The sequence below is a fragment of the Microbacterium sp. X-17 genome, assembly GCF_039615055.1.
The window spans coordinates 17741-33712 of the sequence record NZ_JBDHNI010000005.1 but is presented as its reverse complement, the minus strand read 5'-3'; the positions used below and the strand labels follow the sequence as shown (position 1 = coordinate 33712).

16 protein-coding genes and 1 tRNA gene are annotated in these 15972 nt (G+C 70.3%); 10 read left to right on the top strand and 7 right to left on the bottom strand.

Translation table 11 applies throughout. The features are described from left to right. Positions 1-25: 25 nt before the first annotated feature. Complete coding sequence (locus tag ABCS02_RS23065) at positions 26-661, top strand: MBL fold metallo-hydrolase (RefSeq protein ID WP_345838045.1); 636 nt, start codon at positions 26-28, stop codon at positions 659-661. Between the two features lie 66 nt (positions 662-727). Further along, positions 728-2701 carry a glycosyltransferase family 39 protein gene (locus tag ABCS02_RS23060; protein WP_345838044.1) on the top strand — a complete coding sequence of 658 codons (1974 nt, stop codon included), beginning with the start codon at positions 728-730 and terminating at the stop codon, positions 2699-2701. A 6-nt stretch (positions 2702-2707) separates the two neighbouring features. Here ABCS02_RS23060 and ABCS02_RS23055 read toward each other — a convergent pair whose 3' ends face one another. Continuing rightward, entirely contained in the window at positions 2708-3481 is a 774-nt protein-coding gene (locus ABCS02_RS23055) for a hypothetical protein (RefSeq protein ID WP_345838043.1), read from the bottom strand. A 151-nt stretch (positions 3482-3632) separates the two neighbouring features. Here ABCS02_RS23055 and ABCS02_RS23050 point away from each other — a divergent pair, with 151 nt between their 5' ends. Continuing rightward, a complete protein-coding gene (locus tag ABCS02_RS23050; protein WP_345838042.1) occupies positions 3633-5651 on the top strand; it encodes a DUF262 domain-containing protein in 2019 nt (672 codons plus the stop codon). Here the strand turns inward: ABCS02_RS23050 and ABCS02_RS23045 are convergent. The 4 genes from ABCS02_RS23045 to ABCS02_RS23030 form a co-directional block, all read right to left on the bottom strand. Next, positions 5630-6508 carry an alpha/beta hydrolase gene (locus tag ABCS02_RS23045; RefSeq protein WP_345838041.1) on the bottom strand — a complete coding sequence of 293 codons (879 nt, stop codon included), beginning with the start codon at positions 6506-6508 and terminating at the stop codon, positions 5630-5632. The two genes, ABCS02_RS23050 and ABCS02_RS23045, sit on opposite strands and share 22 nt — an antisense overlap. Positions 6509-6563: 55 nt before the next feature. Next, a complete protein-coding gene (locus ABCS02_RS23040; protein WP_345838040.1) occupies positions 6564-6929 on the bottom strand; it encodes a DUF2255 family protein in 366 nt (121 codons plus the stop codon). A gap of 97 nt (positions 6930-7026) precedes the next feature. Next, positions 7027-7905, bottom strand: a complete 879-nt coding sequence (locus tag ABCS02_RS23035; RefSeq protein WP_345838039.1) for an ABC transporter permease — start codon at positions 7903-7905, stop codon at positions 7027-7029. After that, positions 7902-8801: an ABC transporter ATP-binding protein gene (locus ABCS02_RS23030; RefSeq protein ID WP_345838038.1), complete on the bottom strand. Its 900-nt coding sequence runs from the start codon at positions 8799-8801 to the stop codon at positions 7902-7904. The genes ABCS02_RS23035 and ABCS02_RS23030 overlap by 4 nt, the downstream gene beginning before the upstream one ends. A 111-nt stretch (positions 8802-8912) precedes the next feature. On the opposite strand from ABCS02_RS23030, the gene ABCS02_RS23025 reads away from it, so the two are divergent. The 6 genes from ABCS02_RS23025 to ABCS02_RS23000 all read left to right on the top strand — a co-directional run bounded on the left by ABCS02_RS23025 (position 8913) and on the right by ABCS02_RS23000 (position 13959). Then, entirely contained in the window at positions 8913-9161 is a 249-nt protein-coding gene (locus ABCS02_RS23025) for an SHOCT domain-containing protein (protein WP_345838037.1), read from the top strand. A 15-nt stretch (positions 9162-9176) separates the two neighbouring features. Continuing rightward, entirely contained in the window at positions 9177-9446 is a 270-nt protein-coding gene (locus ABCS02_RS23020) for a DUF5652 family protein (protein WP_345838036.1), read from the top strand. 24 nt (positions 9447-9470) lie between these two features. Then, the gene (locus tag ABCS02_RS23015; protein ID WP_345838035.1) at positions 9471-11135 is read left to right on the top strand and encodes a SulP family inorganic anion transporter; all 1665 of its coding nucleotides are present in this window, start codon (positions 9471-9473) and stop codon (positions 11133-11135) included. A gap of 90 nt (positions 11136-11225) precedes the next feature. Beyond that, complete coding sequence (locus ABCS02_RS23010; protein ID WP_345838034.1) at positions 11226-13013, top strand: TIGR03767 family metallophosphoesterase; 1788 nt, start codon at positions 11226-11228, stop codon at positions 13011-13013. Then, entirely contained in the window at positions 13010-13363 is a 354-nt protein-coding gene (locus ABCS02_RS23005; protein WP_345838033.1) for a hypothetical protein, read from the top strand. The genes ABCS02_RS23010 and ABCS02_RS23005 overlap by 4 nt, the downstream gene beginning before the upstream one ends. Then, positions 13360-13959, top strand: a complete 600-nt coding sequence (locus tag ABCS02_RS23000) for a hypothetical protein (RefSeq protein ID WP_345838032.1) — start codon at positions 13360-13362, stop codon at positions 13957-13959. The genes ABCS02_RS23005 and ABCS02_RS23000 overlap by 4 nt, the downstream gene beginning before the upstream one ends. Before the next feature lie 2 nt (positions 13960-13961). Here ABCS02_RS23000 and ABCS02_RS22995 read toward each other — a convergent pair. Further along, a tRNA-Gln gene (locus tag ABCS02_RS22995) sits at positions 13962-14033 on the bottom strand. Positions 14034-14148: 115 nt separating this feature from the next. On the opposite strand from ABCS02_RS22995, the gene ABCS02_RS22990 reads away from it, so the two are divergent. Beyond that, positions 14149-14703 carry a hypothetical protein gene (locus ABCS02_RS22990; RefSeq protein ID WP_345838031.1) on the top strand — a complete coding sequence of 185 codons (555 nt, stop codon included), beginning with the start codon at positions 14149-14151 and terminating at the stop codon, positions 14701-14703. 15 nt (positions 14704-14718) lie between these two features. Here the strand turns inward: ABCS02_RS22990 and ABCS02_RS22985 are convergent, their stop codons facing one another. After that, entirely contained in the window at positions 14719-15951 is a 1233-nt protein-coding gene (locus ABCS02_RS22985; RefSeq protein ID WP_345838030.1) for an LCP family protein, read from the bottom strand. Positions 15952-15972 lie beyond the last annotated feature (21 nt).

The window sequence follows — 15972 nt, the reverse complement described above, 5'->3', positions numbered from 1 at the left end:
GGTCGGCGCGGGGTTGACTCGGAGCATGCGAGTCACGAAGTTCGAGCACGCCGCCCTGCGCCTGGAGAAGGACGGGGCCGCCCTCGTGATCGACCCCGGGACCTTCACGCGGCCGGTGCCCGCGGACGACGTCGTCGGCGTCGTGCTCACGCACGAGCATCCCGACCACTGGACCCCCGAGCAGCTCGACCGGCTCCTCGCCGCGAACCCGGGCATCCCGATCTTCGCGCCGGAGGGCGTCGCCAACGCGGCCGCCACGTACGACGTCACCGTGGTGAAGCCCGGCGACGAGCTCGTGGTCGGCCCGTTCTCCCTGCGGTTCTTCGGCGGCCGGCACGCGGAGATCCACTCCAGCATCCCGATCGTCCAGAACGTGGGCGTGCTCGTCGACGACGCGTTCTACTACCCGGGCGACTCGTACGCCGTCCCGGAGGGCGTCCTGGTCGACCTCCTGGCCGCGCCGATCGCCGCGCCGTGGCTGAAGATCGGCGAGGCGATGGACTTCGTCCTGGCCACCGCACCCCGGCGCGCGTTCGGCACGCACGACATGACCGTGTCGCCGACGGGCCTGGCGATGCACCGCGCCCGACTGCAGTGGGCCGTCGAGCAGGACGGCGGATCGTTCCTCCCCCTCGATCCGGGAGACAGCACCGAGGTCTGACCCGGCATAGCCGTTCCATAGCACCGCCCTATGGCCTCCTCCGGGAGCCCCCTTAGCCTCGCTTCTGTGACCGCCCTCGCCGACCGACCGCCGCTGCCCGCTGCTCCGCCCGCCGCGACCCTCGTGCCCCGCCTGCGGCACGGCTGGACGATCGGGATCCTCCTGCTCACCCTCGCGACGCTCCTCCTGACGACCTGGGCGATCGCCACCGGCTCGCAGTCCGACTACTACGCCGCCATCGCCCTGTCGATGAGCAAGAGCTGGCCGAACTTCTTCTTCGGCGCGCTCGATCCCGCGGGCACCGTCACGCTCGACAAGATCCCCGGCTCGTTCTGGATCCCCGCCCTGTTCGTGAAGGTGTTCGGGTTCTCGACCTGGGCCGTCATCCTCCCGAACGCCCTCGCCGCCGTCGGCGCGACGCTCCTCGTCGCGGTCACCGCGCGGCGCCTCGCCGGCACGACGGCGGGACTCGTCGCGGGCACGGTCGTCGCGACCACGCCCATCCTCATCGCGGTGTCGCGCTCCAATCAGCCGGAATCGTTCTTCGTGCTCGGGCTCGCCCTCACCGCGTGGGCCGCCGTCCGCGCCCTGGACCGCCGCAGCCTCGGCTGGCTGGTCACGGCGGGACTCTTCGTCGCGTTGTCGTTCCAGATGTACATGCTCGAGGCGTGGGCGGTGTGGCCCGCGCTCGCGATCGCGTACCTGCTCACGGCCCAGCCGCTTCTCCGCAGGATCTGGCATCTCGCGGTCGCGGGCGTGATCAGCCTCGCGACGTCCGTCGTGTGGATCGTGATCGTCTCGCTCGTGCCGGCCTCGGCCCGCCCGTACATCGGCAGCACGCTCGGCAACAGTGCGTGGGAGATGGTGTTCGGATACAACGGCCTCGGCCGCTTCGGCGCGACGTCGGACACGTCGGCCTACCGGTCCTTCACTCCCCCGTTCTCGGGGAGCCCCGGCGTCTTCCGGCTGTTCAACACCGAGCTCGCGGGGCAGATCGCGTGGCTCGTCCCGGCGACGCTCGTGGCGATCGTCGTGCTGGCGGTCCTGCGGTTCCGGCGCACGATCACGGTCCTGCTCGGCGTCTGGTTCCTGACGTTCGCGGCCATGTTCTCGGTCGTCGGCGGGATGCACCAGTTCTACACGGCGGCCCTCGCCGTGCCGATGGGGCTCGCGCTGGCGACCGCCTTCGCGCACGCGCGGCGGCTCGGCGTGGTGTGGGCGCAGGCCGCGCTCGTCGCCGCGGCGGCGATCACCGCGCTCGGCATCGGCTTCGCGTCCGGCGGCTACTCCGTGCCGGTCGCGATCGCGCAGGCGGTCGCCGCCGCGGCCGCCGTGGGCCTGTTCGTCTGGGAGAAGCGGCGCGCGCGCACGACCCCGTGGGTCGCGGCGCTCGCGGTGGTCGGGGTGCTGCTGACCCCGGCGACCTGGTCGGTCGTGACCGTCGCGCACCCCAGCGCGACCAACCCGGTCGCCGGCGGCGTCCCCGACATCGGCGGCGCGGGCGGGTTCGGCGCGGGCCCGGCCCGCGCGGGCGCGCCCGGACGTCCGGGGGCCGGCCAGGCCGCCCCGCAGGGACGTCCCGGCACGGACGGATCCGCGCCGGGCCGTCCGACGACGGGCCGGGGTCCGGGCGGACCGGGCGGCTTCGCCGCCGGCGGGTTCGGATCCACCTCGGCCTCGACCGAGCTGATCTCGTACCTCCGCCAGCACCGCAGCGGCGCGGAATACCTCGTGGCCGTGTTTGGCGCGCAGACCGCCGCGCCGCTCATCCTCGCGTCCGGCGGCGATGCCGTGCTCCCCATCGGCGGGTTCGACGGCCAGGACCCCGCGCCGACCCTCGCCGAATTCGAGGACCTCGTGCAGTCGGGCCGACTGCACGAGGTCCTCATGGGCAGCACGCCCCGACAGGGCGGCGGCCTCGGCTTCGGCGGCGGCACGGGATCGTCGACATCCGATCAGATCCAGTCCTGGGTCCAGCAGAACTGCGCCGTCGACGCGAACGCCCCCTCGGCGAGCGGCGAGCTCTACGTCTGCGGCTGAGCGCGGTCAGGCCTCGCTCATCGCGACCTTCTCAGCCTGGCCCTTCGCTGCGTAGTACGCCGCGCGCGCGGCGTCCTTGCGGGCCTGCTCAGCCTGGCCGGCGTCGAGCTCGGCCTGGGACAGCTCCACCGACTCCGCGTACGGCGTGCCGTGGTACTTCTCGATGTATGCGTCGAGCTCGGGGCCCGAGGTCCAGGACGTGATCAGGCAGTACCGGGGGTCGGTGCCACGGTGCGTAGCCGCGTGCCAGAGCCGCTGCGTGTCGATGATGAGCTGCGCGCCGGCGGGCAGCGCGATGCGCACCTCGCCTTGCGGGTCGGTGCGGTTCTCGCGCAGGACGAAGAAGCTGTCCGCGTCGTCGGTCAGGTTGAAGAAGCCGCGCACGACCCAGCCGGTGCCGTCTGGGTTGAGGCGGTTGTTGTCGTCCTGGTGCAGGTTGTAGAGGCACTCGCCGTAGGGGGTGGGCTGCAGCTCGATGACCCGGCAACGGCCGACGTTCGCCCCCGGCTCCTGCGCGCGGCGCGTCAGGTTCGGCGCCTTCGCGACCTGGGAGTCGATCCACACGCCGTCCTTGTCGGTACGCGGCGGCTTGTGGTTCCAGAACCCGTTGCACTCGATCTCGCCGAACGCGCTCGCGAGCGGAGCGAAGCGGGTGTCGCCCGACGACTTCCAGTCGTTGTACTCGATGTCGAGCCATTCCTTCGGGTCGAGCGCCTGGTCGTAGCGGTCGAGGACGACGAAGCCGGTCTCCTCGAGCGCCGCGGAGGTGATGTATGCCATGAGCGAGTCATGCCTTTCGTAGGGGGCCAGCACGTTTTAACAGGCCCGACTGAGGCAAGACTACTTCGGGCTTTCGAGGGCTCCCGGTGTCCCCGCCGGGAGCGATCGACGGTCGGTTAGACTCGCCGGCGGCGATCGGAAGGCGGGCGGGATGAGCGTACCCACGGAGGCGACGGCGACGAACGTCGACGCGACGGCCGTCAACACGGTGGGCTGGCTGTCGGCATCCGAGGCGACGATCGTCGTCCCCGTCTACCAGCGCCAGTATCGCTGGGACATCGCCGGCTGCGAGCAGCTCCTGGCCGACGTCCGCGCCGTCGCGGACGCCGACGACCGGCACATGCACTTCATCGGATCGATCCTCTCCAGCGTGAGCGGCCACGGGGATGCCGCGGAGCTCGTCCTCATCGACGGCCAGCAGCGCATCACGACCGTCATGCTGCTCGCGGCCGCCCTTCAGCACGCCGTCCGTGAGGAGCATCCGGAGATCGCGGCCGAGCTCGAGCGCCTCCTCGTCCACGCGGGCGGCGGCGGGCGCACGAAGCTCCGCCCGCACCGCGCCTGGGCCGACGCGTTCGAGAGCGTCGTGCTCGACCGCCGGCAGGACCGGGACGGGCGCACGTCGCGGTTCGACGACAACTACGCGTTCTTCCGCAGCCGCATCGGAGCGGACGAGGCGCCGCGGATCTGGCGCGGCCTGCAGAAGCTCGAGCACGTCGCGATCACGCTCGGAGCCGGAGCGAACGCGCAACAGATCTTCGAGAGCCTCAACTCCACCGGCGAGCCGCTGCGCGACCACGAGCTCATCCACAACTACGTGCTCATGGGCCTCACGCACGCGGAGCAGCGCGAGATCGAGGACGAGTTCTGGATCCCGATCGAGGAGAACACCGGCGAGGCGATCGGCCAGTTCTGGCGGCACTACCTCGTCATGCGGACCGGTCGCGAAGTCGCCGTCGCGGACGGGCGGGGCGTCTACGACACGTTCCGGCAGGTGTTCCCGCGGCTCGACCTCGCGGCCCTCCGCCGGGATGCCGCGGAGTGGAAGACGTACTCGGAGATCTATCGCGTGCTGCTCGAGCCCGCGCACGCCCCCGACGCGGAGATCGGACGGCACCTCGGCTACGTCGGCACGTTCGGCCGCGCGACGTTCCCCCTGCTCCTGCGCCTCTACCGCGACGCGCAGGGCGGCGGCGGCACTCACGACGAGCTCGCGCAGACGCTGGAACACGTGCAGTCGATGCTCCTGCGCCGCTCGATCGTAGGCACCCCTACCGACCGGCTCGTCGCCCGGCTCTGCCGCGCGAGAGAGGACGGTCCGGATGCCCTGGTCCGGGCGATCGCACGCATCACGCCTTCGGACGAGCGGATCCGCGTCGCGCTGAAGTTCGGCCCGCTCCCCCATGCCGCCTATGTCCTGGGTCGGCTCGCCGGAGTCCCCTCGCTCGCCGACCTCGCGGTCGAGCACGTCGCGCCGCTCGCCCCCGGCGACGCGTGGACCGGGGACGGCATCCGTCCCTGGAGCGCGTACACCGAGGACGAGCAGAATAGCCTCCGTGCGCTCGCCCCCACGCTCGGCAACCTCACGCTGCTCGAGGACCGGCTCGCGGAGCGCGTGTTCGATCGCCCCTTCCCGGACAAGCGCGACGCGTATGCCGCGAGCGGCATCCCTCTGTCGAGCGAGCTCGCCGAGACGGAGGCCTGGAGCACCGCCGCGATCTCCGCGCGCACGGTCCGCCTGTCCGACACCGTCGTTCGCGTGTGGCCGCGGCCCGGATCCGGCGGGATCGACGACGACGACCTCACCCCGATCCTCGACGCGGTCAAGCGTCGTGGGTGGCCGTACGGGTGGGAGCGCGAATGGGACTACGTCGAGTACCGCGGCGAGCACTGGGAGGTGAAGGACGTCCGACACCTCTTCCACCGCGTGTTCGCGCGCCTGTGGGCCGAGCGGCGTGACGCCGTCCTCGCCTACAGCGCGGGTCGCGGGGGTCCGGTCTACGAGGCGCGGGCGTGGAACGGGCAGTGGGAGGCGCTCGACGCGCGGCATCACCTCTACCTGGGCTGGGACTCGCGGTACATGCTGACGGCGGTCCAGGGGGTCCTCGAGGAGGCCGGCTTCGCGTCCGAGGTGTTCGTGAAGTACAGCTACCTCGGCGCGGTGATGTAGAGATCCGCCAGGACCTCGTCGCGCCGCGTCACCGCGATGAAATGCCCCTCGTCGGGATACCGGTGCAGATTCGCGACGGGCAACCGCGACGCGAGCTCCTCGCCCCAGCTGGCCGGGATGAGCCGGTCGGCGCCGCCCTGATAGACGTGCGCCGGGATGCGGATGTCCTCGGGCGCGAAGCCCCAGGGCTTGACGAACGCGCGGTACTCCTCGATCGCCCCGGGACGATTCGCTAGGGCGCCCTCGAGGCTTCGCGCGAACCACCGCCGGTTCGCGCGCACGACGGCGGCATCGGAAGGATCCAGGGCCCGGGCGGAAACGCCCGCCGTCGCGCCCGGCGAGAGTCGGGCGAACGCGTGCGTGGTGCCGAGGTAGAGGCGAGCGAGGGTGGGCCGGTGCGCGGCGAGCGTCGCGAGCCGCCGGTCGACCGCGTTCAGCTCGCCGAACCGCGTGCTGTCGTCGAGGGGCAGAGCGCCCGCGATGACGGCGACACCGTCGACCCGATCGGCTAGCCGGTGGGCGAGGGCCAGCGCGTACTGCCCGCCCTCCGACCACCCCATCGCCCGGAACCGCGGGATCCCGAGCCGGTCCACGAGCTGCTCGACGTCGCCCGCCCAGTCGAGGATGGTGCGCCCCGGGCGCGGCGAGCTGCTGCCGACGCCCGGCCGATCGGGCGAGAGGACGCGGAGCCCGAGAGCGCGTGCCGCGGCGTCGGCCAGCGACACGTCGCGGCCGTCCATGAGCCCGCCGTGGCAGTTGACGACGACGTCACCGGAACGGTGCTCGCCGTACGTGCGGTAGGCCAGCATCCGCCCGTCCGCCAGCGCGATCCGCTCGACATCGGGATCCTGCTTCACAACGGCCAACGTAGGTCGGCCGTTGATGACTTCCCTGGGATGTCCGCGCCCGGACTCAGCGCGGGTCGACCCGCAGCGTCGTCTCGGTGGCGAGCGCGTTGGTGATGGCGCGCGTCGGCGATCCATTGCCGTACTTCGCGGAGTACGCGACATCGATCGCGCCATCGCGCGAGTCGTCGTGCGTGTAGGTGACCTCGCGGGTCTGTCCGCCCCAGTTGAGGAATCCCTCGCCGTATCGCGTGACGCCCTGATACCACTTGCCCTCGGGGCCGCGCACCGAACGGAGGTACAGCACGCCGTCGACGACGACGTGCCAGACGATCACGAGCGGCCGCGCCGATCCGTCCTGACGGCGGCCGGCGACGCGCACCTCGTAGGCGCGCGAAAGCTCGTTGAGTTCTTCCTTCGTCCAGTCGGACATGACCACCACTCCCGGGATAGAAAACGACGTGTACTGGCATCATCCACCGTAGGGGCGGGCGACGTGCCGAGGGAGGCTCTGACATGACGCCCCTCGACTACCGGATCGTGCGCGACAGCCGCCACGTGCCGAGCGCGGCGAACACGACGAGCACGCCCACCAGGACCGTGACCGCGATCCCGACGGTGATCTCCGTGCCGCCGACGGACGCGGTGATGCCGTAGAACTCGGACATCGCCGAGACGGCCTGCGGCTGTCCGCCGGCGACGGCATCCAGGGCGCCGGCGGTGTAGGGCTGACGGATGAGCATCGCCGACTGCGCGAACGGCAGCGCGTTCATGACGTTGACCACTCCCGCGGGCAGGGTCCCGGCGGGGATATAGGCGCCGGCGAGGAAGCCGATGAGCGTCCCGACCACGGTGGACAGCGCGGCGAAAGCGCCCGCGCTCGTCAGGAACGTGACGGCGAAGCTGGCCAGCGCCGCGAACGCCGCGCTGGAGAGGGCGATGTAGCCGAGGACCTGCGCCAGCTCCCCGACCGACAGGAGCGGATCGCCCTGCGTGACCAGATACAGCTGGCCGACGATCAGGATGACGATCGACATGACGACCGACACGATGAAGCTCGCGGCGAGGTAGCCGAGGATCAGCTGCCACCGGCGGATCGGGGACACGATGAAGTCGCTGAACCGGCCGGAGGCCCGGTCGTCGACGAACACCGCGAGGGCGGCGAGCGCCGTCGTCAGCGTCGTGATCATGGTGATGCCGGCGAACACCCACGCGTTCACGAACCAGTGGATGTCCGAGTCGCTGGCGCCCGGCAGCCGTTCGGTGAGGTTCTGGACCTGCAGGTTGCCGAGGAACAGCGCGTACAGCCCGATGAGGATGAGGGCGGAGAGCAGGGAGAAGAACACTCCCGCTCGGTCGCGGAAGAACAGCCGCAGGTTGCGGCCGGTCAGCAGGGTGATCGACCTCATGCGACCTCGCCTCCCGTTACCGCGAGGAAGACGTCATCCATCGTCCCGTGCCGGAACTCGAAGTCGTTCACCGGAAGGAGGGCGAGCAGTTCGCGGGCCACGGAGGACGACGGCACGGGGATCCGTATCCCGTCGGTGTCGACGGTCGGATCCAGCCCGCGACGCCGGCACTCCTCGACGACGACGGCCGGCTGCGAGGAGCGGACCGTCAACACGCTGGAGCTGTAGGTGGCCCGCAGCTCGGCGGGCGTGCCCTCGGCGACGATCTCGCCCTTCTCGATGATGCAGACGCTGCTGGCGCGCTCGGTCTCCTCCAGGTAGTGCGTCGTGAGGAAGACGGTGGCGCCGCGCGTCGTGCGCAGCTGCTCGATCGCCGTCCAGATGTGCTCCCGCGACTGCGGATCGAGTCCCGCGGTCGGCTCGTCGAGGAACACCACGGACGGATCGTGCATCAACGCCCGCGCGATGTCCGCCCGGCGCTTCTGGCCCCCGGAGAGCCGGCCGTACCGGCGGTCGAGGAACGATCCGAGTCCGACGAGCTCCGCCAGCGTCCCGACGCGGGCCGCGGCCTCCCGGCGCCGCAGTCCGTAGAAGCCCGCGCGGACGGCGAGGTTCTCCCTCACGGTCAGGAGCGGATCGAGGAGCGAGGTCTGGAAGACCGCTCCGATCACCCCGCGGACCGCGTGCGCGTCCTTCACCACGTCGTGACCGTCGACGCGGATCTCCCCCGACGTCGGCATCAGCGTCGTGGTGATGCAGCCGATCGTGGTGCTCTTCCCCGCCCCATTCGACCCGAGGAATGCGAACAGCGACCCCGACGGCACCGTGAACGACAGATCCTTGACCGCCGTCAGGCTCCCGTAGTCCTTCCGCAGATGTCTGACCTCTACCGACATGCATTCCCCCCTTGACGACTACCGACGCTATCGGTCCGCCGTGCACGGGACGAAAGACCTGCTCCCGCATCCGCGCCCCGGCCCATCGTTAGGGATGACGAAGGAGTTCGAATGTACGGATGGATGATGGGCGCAGGCGGTCTCTGGTGGGTGCTCTGGGTGGTCCTGGCTCTGGTCGTCGTCGCCGGGGCAGCCGTCGTCCTGATCCTCACCCTGGCGCGACGCCCCGTGCCGACTGCGGGATCCGAGACGCCCCCGCGCGAGCCGACTGCCCGCGAGATCCTCGACCGCCGGTACGCCCGGGGCGAGATCGACCACGACGAGTACACCCGACGCCGCGACGAGCTCGGCCGGACGTGACGGACGGAGGTGCGCATGAGAGCTCTCAAGGAAGCGCCCCACGGAATGCATAGGATGCCGCGATCCACAGGTCCCCTGGTCGTCGCCGCCCTCGCGTGGAGCCTCGCCTGGAAAGGCGCGTCGCTGTGGCGGGCCGCCAAGAACGACAGCAAGCCCTGGTTCGTGACGTTGTTGCTGACCAACACCCTCGGCCTGCTCGATGCTGCTTATCTGTTCGGTTTCGGCCGCCGCAGCGGCAGGGGGCATCTCGAGGCTGAGCAGGTGGGGCACGCACAGGACTCCTGAGGGGAGCCCGGATCGGGCGATTGCATGCTGTCGATTCCCGGCCTCCTCCGGGGGCGGATCCTTGCCGGCCTGACATTTCGAACGCTTCCGCGCGAACTGCTCGCCGGGGTGACGCTGCTCGCCATCTCGGTCCCGGTGAACATCGGATACGCCCAGATCGCCGGCCTTCCGCCCACGACGGGGCTCTATGCGCTGATCGTCCCGGCAGTCGTCTACGCGCTTATCGTCTCGTCCCGCCAGCTCGTCGCCTCACCGGACGCTGCGGCGTCCGCGCTCGTCGCGTCGTCCCTGGGCGGCCTCGCGGTGGCCGGCTCGGCCGGCTACCTTGCGCTCGCCTTTGCGCAGGCGATCATCGGCGGTGTCATCTTCCTCCTCTGCGCGGTCTTCAACCTCGGGTTCCTGGCGGACTTCCTCTCCAAGCCGATCCTCGTCGGCTTCGTGAGCGGCCTCGCCCTGGACATCCTCATCAGCGAGATCGCGACGATGCTCGGGGTGAAGATCACCAGCAGTGCCGGCTTCATCACCCGCGTCTCCGAGCTCGTCCAGGGAATCGGCGAGGCCAACGTCTGGGCGATCGCGATCTCGGCCGCATCGTTGATCGTGCTGCTCCTCGGGCGCCGATTCTGGCCGCTGGTGCCGTGGGCCCTGATCGTCCTCATCCTCTCGACCGCGGTCGTGGCCCTCACCGGATGGGAGAGTCGTGGCGTCTCGACTCTGGGCCCGGTCGAACGCGGCGCCCCGTCGTTCGCCTGGCCGGCGATCGAGTGGTCCCAGTGGCTGGCCCTGGTTCCCTCTGCGCTGTCGCTGACGATGGTCGCGATGAGCGAAGGTCTGCTGGTCTCCCGCGCGTTCGGCGAGCGCCGCGGCTATCGGGTCAACCCCGGCCGGGATCTCCTGGCGTTCGGGGCGGCGAACATCGCGTCGGGCCTCACCGGCGGGTTCACGGTCGGGTCGTCGACGTCCCGTACCGCGGCCATGGATCACGCGGGGTCACGCACCCAGCTGCCGACGCTCGTGACGGCGGCGGGCACGTTGCTCCTACTCGTCTTCGGTACCGCGCTGCTCGAGCACATCCCCTCACCGGCGATCGGCGCGATCGTCGCGGTCGCGGTCCTCCCGCTGCTCGACGTGCGGGAGTTCGTCTCCCTGTGGCGGTTGTCGAGATTCGAGCTCGCGATCGCTGTGACCTGCTTCCTCTCCGCCCTGCTCATCGGCCCCGTCGCGGGAATCGTGATCGCCGTCGTCCTCGCTCTCGTAAACCTCGCGCGGAGGGCGGCCAACCCCGCGATCGACGTACTGAGCACGACCGACTCCCCCGAGCATTCCCTGCTACCCGTCGAGAGCGAGGTAACCCAGACCGCTCCCGGTCTGGTCGTGCTGCGGTTCGCCGCTCCCTTGTTCTTCGCCAACGCCGGAGTCTTCGAGCTGGCCGTGAAGACCGCGGTCGCCGAGGCCGGCCCCGATCGTCTTCGGCATCTCGTCCTCGACATGGAGGCGGTCACGGACATCGACGTGACGGCCGCCGAGCGTTTCCACGCCGTGCAGCTTTGGCTCACCGAGCAGGAGGTCGAGCTGCACTACTCGCGCGTGCGCCCGGACCTCGAGCTGCGGCTGGAGCATTTCGACCTGATCGACCACCGGACCCTGTTCGGGACGAACCAGGCGGCCATCGATGCGCTCGCCCCGTGAGGCGTCTGCGCCCGCAGGCTATTCCGCGAAGCGGGGCGAAGACAGCCTGCGCGTTCGCGGAGATGCGCATGGGCTGGCACGATGGCTGTCATGACGGGACTCTCGCGGCGCCAGTTCCTCACTCGGGCTGCGATCCTCGCCGCGGCCCTCGGCGTCGACCTGGAGACCATCGCGCCCGCGCTCGCGGCCGAGCGGACCGAGGCTCCTTTCGACGTTCTCAGCACGCTCCAGCAGACCATCCTCTTCGGCCCGGTCTCGACGAAGAGCTACCGCACCCTGAAGACGGGCCCGGGTGAGGGGTACGTGCCCCGCTTCGACGTGCTCCGCCGCAACGCGGACCCCACGCGCGCCGGTCGCCGCCGCTCTCTCCTGTACCTCGGCCATCTCTCGGACCTGCACGTCATCGACGCGCAGTCGCCAGGCCGCATCGAGCCGATGATCGTGCAGGACCACAGTGCCTGGGGCTCCGCGTTCCATCCGCAGGACCCGCTCAGCCCACATACCACCGCGGCGATGGTTCACGCTTTCTCCGACGCACGCTACAGCCCGTTGACCGGCGTTCCGATGGGCGCAGCCGTCGTCACCGGCGACAGCGCCGACATGCACTCGCACCTGGAGCTTCGCTGGTATATCGACCTCATGGACGGCATCACGATCGACCCGGCGACCGCGGGCTCGACCTACCAGGGCGTGCAGGCATGGGCCGATGCCGTGTGGGCCTATCGCCCCGGTGACCCGGCCGGCGGGTCGTTCGGCGACTACGGCTTCCCCCGGCTGCCATCGCTGCTCGCGGACGCCATCGCGAACCCTGTCGCATCCGTCGGGCTGCCCGCCCCCTGGTACGCGGTGTACGGCAATCACGACACATTGTTGCTCGGCACGTTCGACCTCAGCCCACAGCTGCACGCGCTCGCCATCGGCGGGCAGAAGGCATACACGCTCGAGGCGACGTCGTCGATGGCGCTCGCGGGATACGGGTCGAGCGGGAGCATCCTGCAGCAGGCGGCGGATGCGCTCGGGCTGGCTCTGGGCCTGCGCCCCGGTTTCCGGGCTGTGACCGCCAACCCGGAGCGCCGGCTGTTCGAGCAGATCGAGTTCATGAAGGAGCACTTCGCCACGCAGAGCCAACCCGGGCCGGTCGGCCACGGGTTCACCCCGCACAATCTCGACACCGGCGAGACGTGGTGGTCGGCGGAGCTCTCCCCGTTCGTGCGCGCGCTCGGGCTCGATACGTGCAACGCGGTCGCCGGGCCCGACGGCGCACTGCCCGACGTGCAGTTCCAATGGTTGCGCGCTCAACTGCAGCAGGCACAGGCCGAGCAGAAGCTCGTGCTCGTCCTGAGCCACCACAACAGCCTCACGTTGGAGAACGACGCGCAGCGGCCGGGCGACACGCAGGTGCTCCACCACGCCGAGGAGGTGATCGACCTCCTCCTCCAGTACCCGGTCGCAATCGCGTGGCTGAACGGGCACACCCACCTGAACCAGATCCTCGCGCACACCTCCGCGACGGGCGGCTTGTGGGAGATCACGACCGCGTCGTGCATCGACTTCCCCCAGCAGCAGCAAGTGGTCGAGATCGTCGACAACCGCGACGGCACGCTGTCGCTGTTCACGACCGTGCTGGACCACGCGTCGGCGGCGGTGCCGACGGGCTCGGGCGCCTCGGCCGATCTCGCGTCGCGGGCCCGGGAGTTCGCGGCGAACGACTGGGCGGAGTCGCCGGCGATGCGCCGAGGCTCGGCCCTCGACCGCAACACCGAGCTGCTGATGCCCGCGCCGTTCGACCTGTCCACGATCACGGATGCCTCCCTGGAGGCGCAGCGTATGACCGAACGCGCCCGCATCCTCGCCCACGAGCAGAGGGCAGGCACATGATCCGGCGTCGGATCGGAGCCGCGGCCGCCCTCGCGCTGGGCGTTCTCGCCCTGGCGGGGTGCTCCCAGATCGCGGCGATCGCTCCCGTCGGCGGTGCGCGCCTCGGCGACGTCCGCTACGCAGCGATCGACGTCCTGCAAAGCAAGGGAATCGAGATCATGACCGCACCGGTGTGCGCCGAGACCGACAACGCCGTCGCGTGCACGGGTTCCACCAGGGACGGCGCTCCGATCGAGGTGGAGTCACCTGCGGCGGATCGAACGACGTTCACCCTCAAGGTCGGCGGCTCGACGCTCTACAGCGGCTCGGTCCAAGCGGTGCTCGATGCCGCCGTGGAGGGTGCGGGGTGAGGTTCGCGACGTGGTGCGTGCTCGGAGCCGCGGTGGTCGCTGGCGCCGTGGCGCAAGGGCTGACCGCGGAGCCTGGGATAACGCTCCTGCCGGCCTGGCTGGTCGTCCTGCTCGTTGTGGCGTCCACGGCCGTGCTTGCGGCACAGCTCGCCGTCGGCGCCTGGGCGACACGCGCGCTCTCCGATCGCGCACCGCTCGGCGGCATCCCCGGCACGCTGCTCGTATGGTCGGCCGGGATCGCGGTCGCCCTGTTCACCGTCGCCCTCCTGGCGCCGCTCGTCCTGCCGCTCCTGCTCGCGGCGGCGCTGTGCGTTCTGCCGGCGGCGGCGCGCGGCCGCCGCAACGCCCTCGTCGGGTTCGCGGCGTTCCGATGCGCACCCTGGGGCTCGGTCGCCGCGACGATCGTGACCGTGGTCGTGTCGATCCTGGCGGCGGTCGGTGCCGTGCTCGCGGGACTCCTTCTCACCGGCGTGCCCGGCGGAATCGCGATGTGGCTCGGCTTCGGCATCCTGGCCGCGCTGCTGCTGCGCTGGTGGTCGCGCCTCACCCGCACTCGGCCCCGACCGGAGAAACTTCCGCTGACCGGGTCCTTCTAAAGCTGGGGTGCCTGGACTCGAACCAAGAACAACTGAACCAGAATCAGCCGTGTTGCCAATTACACCACACCCCATCGGCCCGCCGAGGCGAGCACCGAGGGTCAAGTCTACGCGACCGTGGAGGCCGCGACCAAACCGTGACCCGCCGGGGTTTGACCGCCATTCGGCGGATCCTCCACACTGAGTGCCATGCCCGCAGCCTCCGCCCGGATCGCCTCGATCGGCCTCGCCGTCGCCGCATCCGCTCTGTCCCTGTCTGCATGCTCTGCCGGCGTGAGCCCGACCCCCGGAGCCACCACGGCCTCGTCGAGCCCCGTGGGCGACGCGTACGCCACCGGCGATTCCACCGCCGCCGCGACGAGCGATGCGGCGAGCGACCCGATGTACGGGTGCACGGATGCGATCCTCTCGTTCGCGAACGATCACGGATACCCGGATGCCGTGCCCCAGCCGCCGGGCACGATGATGCAGCTCGGCGGTCAGCCCGTGCTCACCGCCACACCGATCTGCGTGATCGAGGACGAGAACGGGGGCGCACCGCGCTTCGGGGCGTTCTTCCCCGCGGACGTGCCGATCCACAACAAGCTGGCGGCAGCGCTCGCGGCGGGCGGCTACATGCAGTCCGACAACTACGGCACGAACGTGTGGTGGATCAACGGCGACAGCCCGACATCCGCGGAGCACGCCGTGAGCTATGCCCCGCAGTCGATCGGCGACATGTCGGTGAACTGGCTCGTCTGGTAGCTCCGCCCGGAGGCGTCAGTTGACGCAGGGGATCGCGCCGGACGGCATGGCCTGCTGCGAGTCCGTGTAGCTCTGCGTCGCGGGGGCGGTCGGCTCCGGCGACACGGACGCGGGCGCAGAAGCGGCGTCGGTTGGCGCGCTCGTGGGCGACGGAGCGGCGGTCGGCGTCGGCGGGTTCAGCAGTCCCGACACGATCGCCTGGATCTTGTTCACGTCGACGATGTTCACGCTCTCGCCGCCGATTGTCCCGAAGCGCTCGACCGGGAGGGTCTGGAAGGTGATGTTGCCGCCGGACAGACGCTGCATGTCAGACGCGAGCGAGAGCAGATCGAATCCCTGGTCCAGCGCGATGTACTGCTTCGCCGCGTCGATCAGGGTCTGCATCGTGCCGAAGTTGGTGAAGGTCGAAGCGTCCCGTAGCTTCACCGCGAGGGAGATCATGAACGCCTGCTGCCGGCGGGTGCGGTCGAGGTCGGTGAGGGAGACGGCGTCGTAGACCGTGTCGCGGCGCTGACGCACGAACGCCATGGCCTGCGACGCGTTCAGCTGCTGCATCCCCGCGACGAAGTTCGCCCCCGAGTACTGCGGATCGGCGGTGGCGTGATTGAGGCAGACCGTGATCGGCTGCACCGCCTGCGCGACCTCGTAGAACGCGGCCATCGTGACCTCGACGAAGTGATCGATCCGCACGCCGCCGAGGAACTGTGAGACCGTCTGGATCTCCTCCTCGCGCGCAGCGTCTCGCGCCTGCTGGTACGCCTGGTCCTGGGGCACGCCCTGGTTCACCAGCTCCGTGAGCTTGGCATCCATCTCCCGCCCGTACGCCTCCTTGATCTTCCCCTTGGAGACACCGCCGGGAGTGCCGGCATAGGACACGTAGTCGTCGCGCGGGATCGAGATCCCGACGGCCGGGCCGCCGCCGGCCGGGATGTGGACGTACATCAGCACGTTGGTGTTGTATCCGCCGACCGAGGCGTCCTCGGCGTGGATCGCGTCGTAGATGGCTTGCGGGTACGGGTTGCCATTCTCGTCCACCCGACTGTCGAGCCCCATCACGAGGATGTTCACCTCCCCCGTGTTCTGCGGAACCCCGGGGTCGGCGCTGCCGGCGGGCATCGCGATCGTCGACCGGTGGATGCCCGAATTCAGGCTCACGAGGTTGACGATCACGACGGTGATCGAGATGACCAGGGCGACGACGATCACGCCGGCGATCCATAGGAAGACACGACGGCGATTTCGGCGCACGCGAGGACTGGATGGCACGCG

Bases quoted from the DNA above. Each gene is read 5' to 3' on its own strand.
- ABCS02_RS23055 (WP_345838043.1), bottom strand. From the start codon at position 3,481: ATGGCATACATCACCTCCGCGGCGCTCGAGGAGACCGGCTTCGTCGTC.
- ABCS02_RS23040 (WP_345838040.1), bottom strand. From the start codon at position 6,929: ATGTCCGACTGGACGAAGGAAGAACTCAACGAGCTTTCGCGCGCCTAC.
- ABCS02_RS23035 (WP_345838039.1), bottom strand. From the start codon at position 7,905: ATGAGGTCGATCACCCTGCTGACCGGCCGCAACCTGCGGCTGTTCTTC.
- ABCS02_RS22990 (WP_345838031.1), top strand. From the start codon at position 14,149: ATGCCCGCAGCCTCCGCCCGGATCGCCTCGATCGGCCTCGCCGTCGCC.
- ABCS02_RS23010 (WP_345838034.1), top strand. From the start codon at position 11,226: ATGACGGGACTCTCGCGGCGCCAGTTCCTCACTCGGGCTGCGATCCTC.
- ABCS02_RS23030 (WP_345838038.1), bottom strand. From the start codon at position 8,801: ATGTCGGTAGAGGTCAGACATCTGCGGAAGGACTACGGGAGCCTGACG.
- ABCS02_RS23025 (WP_345838037.1), top strand. From the start codon at position 8,913: ATGTACGGATGGATGATGGGCGCAGGCGGTCTCTGGTGGGTGCTCTGG.
- ABCS02_RS23050 (WP_345838042.1), top strand. From the start codon at position 3,633: ATGAGCGTACCCACGGAGGCGACGGCGACGAACGTCGACGCGACGGCC.
- ABCS02_RS23065 (WP_345838045.1), top strand. From the start codon at position 26: ATGCGAGTCACGAAGTTCGAGCACGCCGCCCTGCGCCTGGAGAAGGAC.
- ABCS02_RS23020 (WP_345838036.1), top strand. From the start codon at position 9,177: ATGAGAGCTCTCAAGGAAGCGCCCCACGGAATGCATAGGATGCCGCGA.
- ABCS02_RS23015 (WP_345838035.1), top strand. From the start codon at position 9,471: ATGCTGTCGATTCCCGGCCTCCTCCGGGGGCGGATCCTTGCCGGCCTG.
- ABCS02_RS23005 (WP_345838033.1), top strand. From the start codon at position 13,010: ATGATCCGGCGTCGGATCGGAGCCGCGGCCGCCCTCGCGCTGGGCGTT.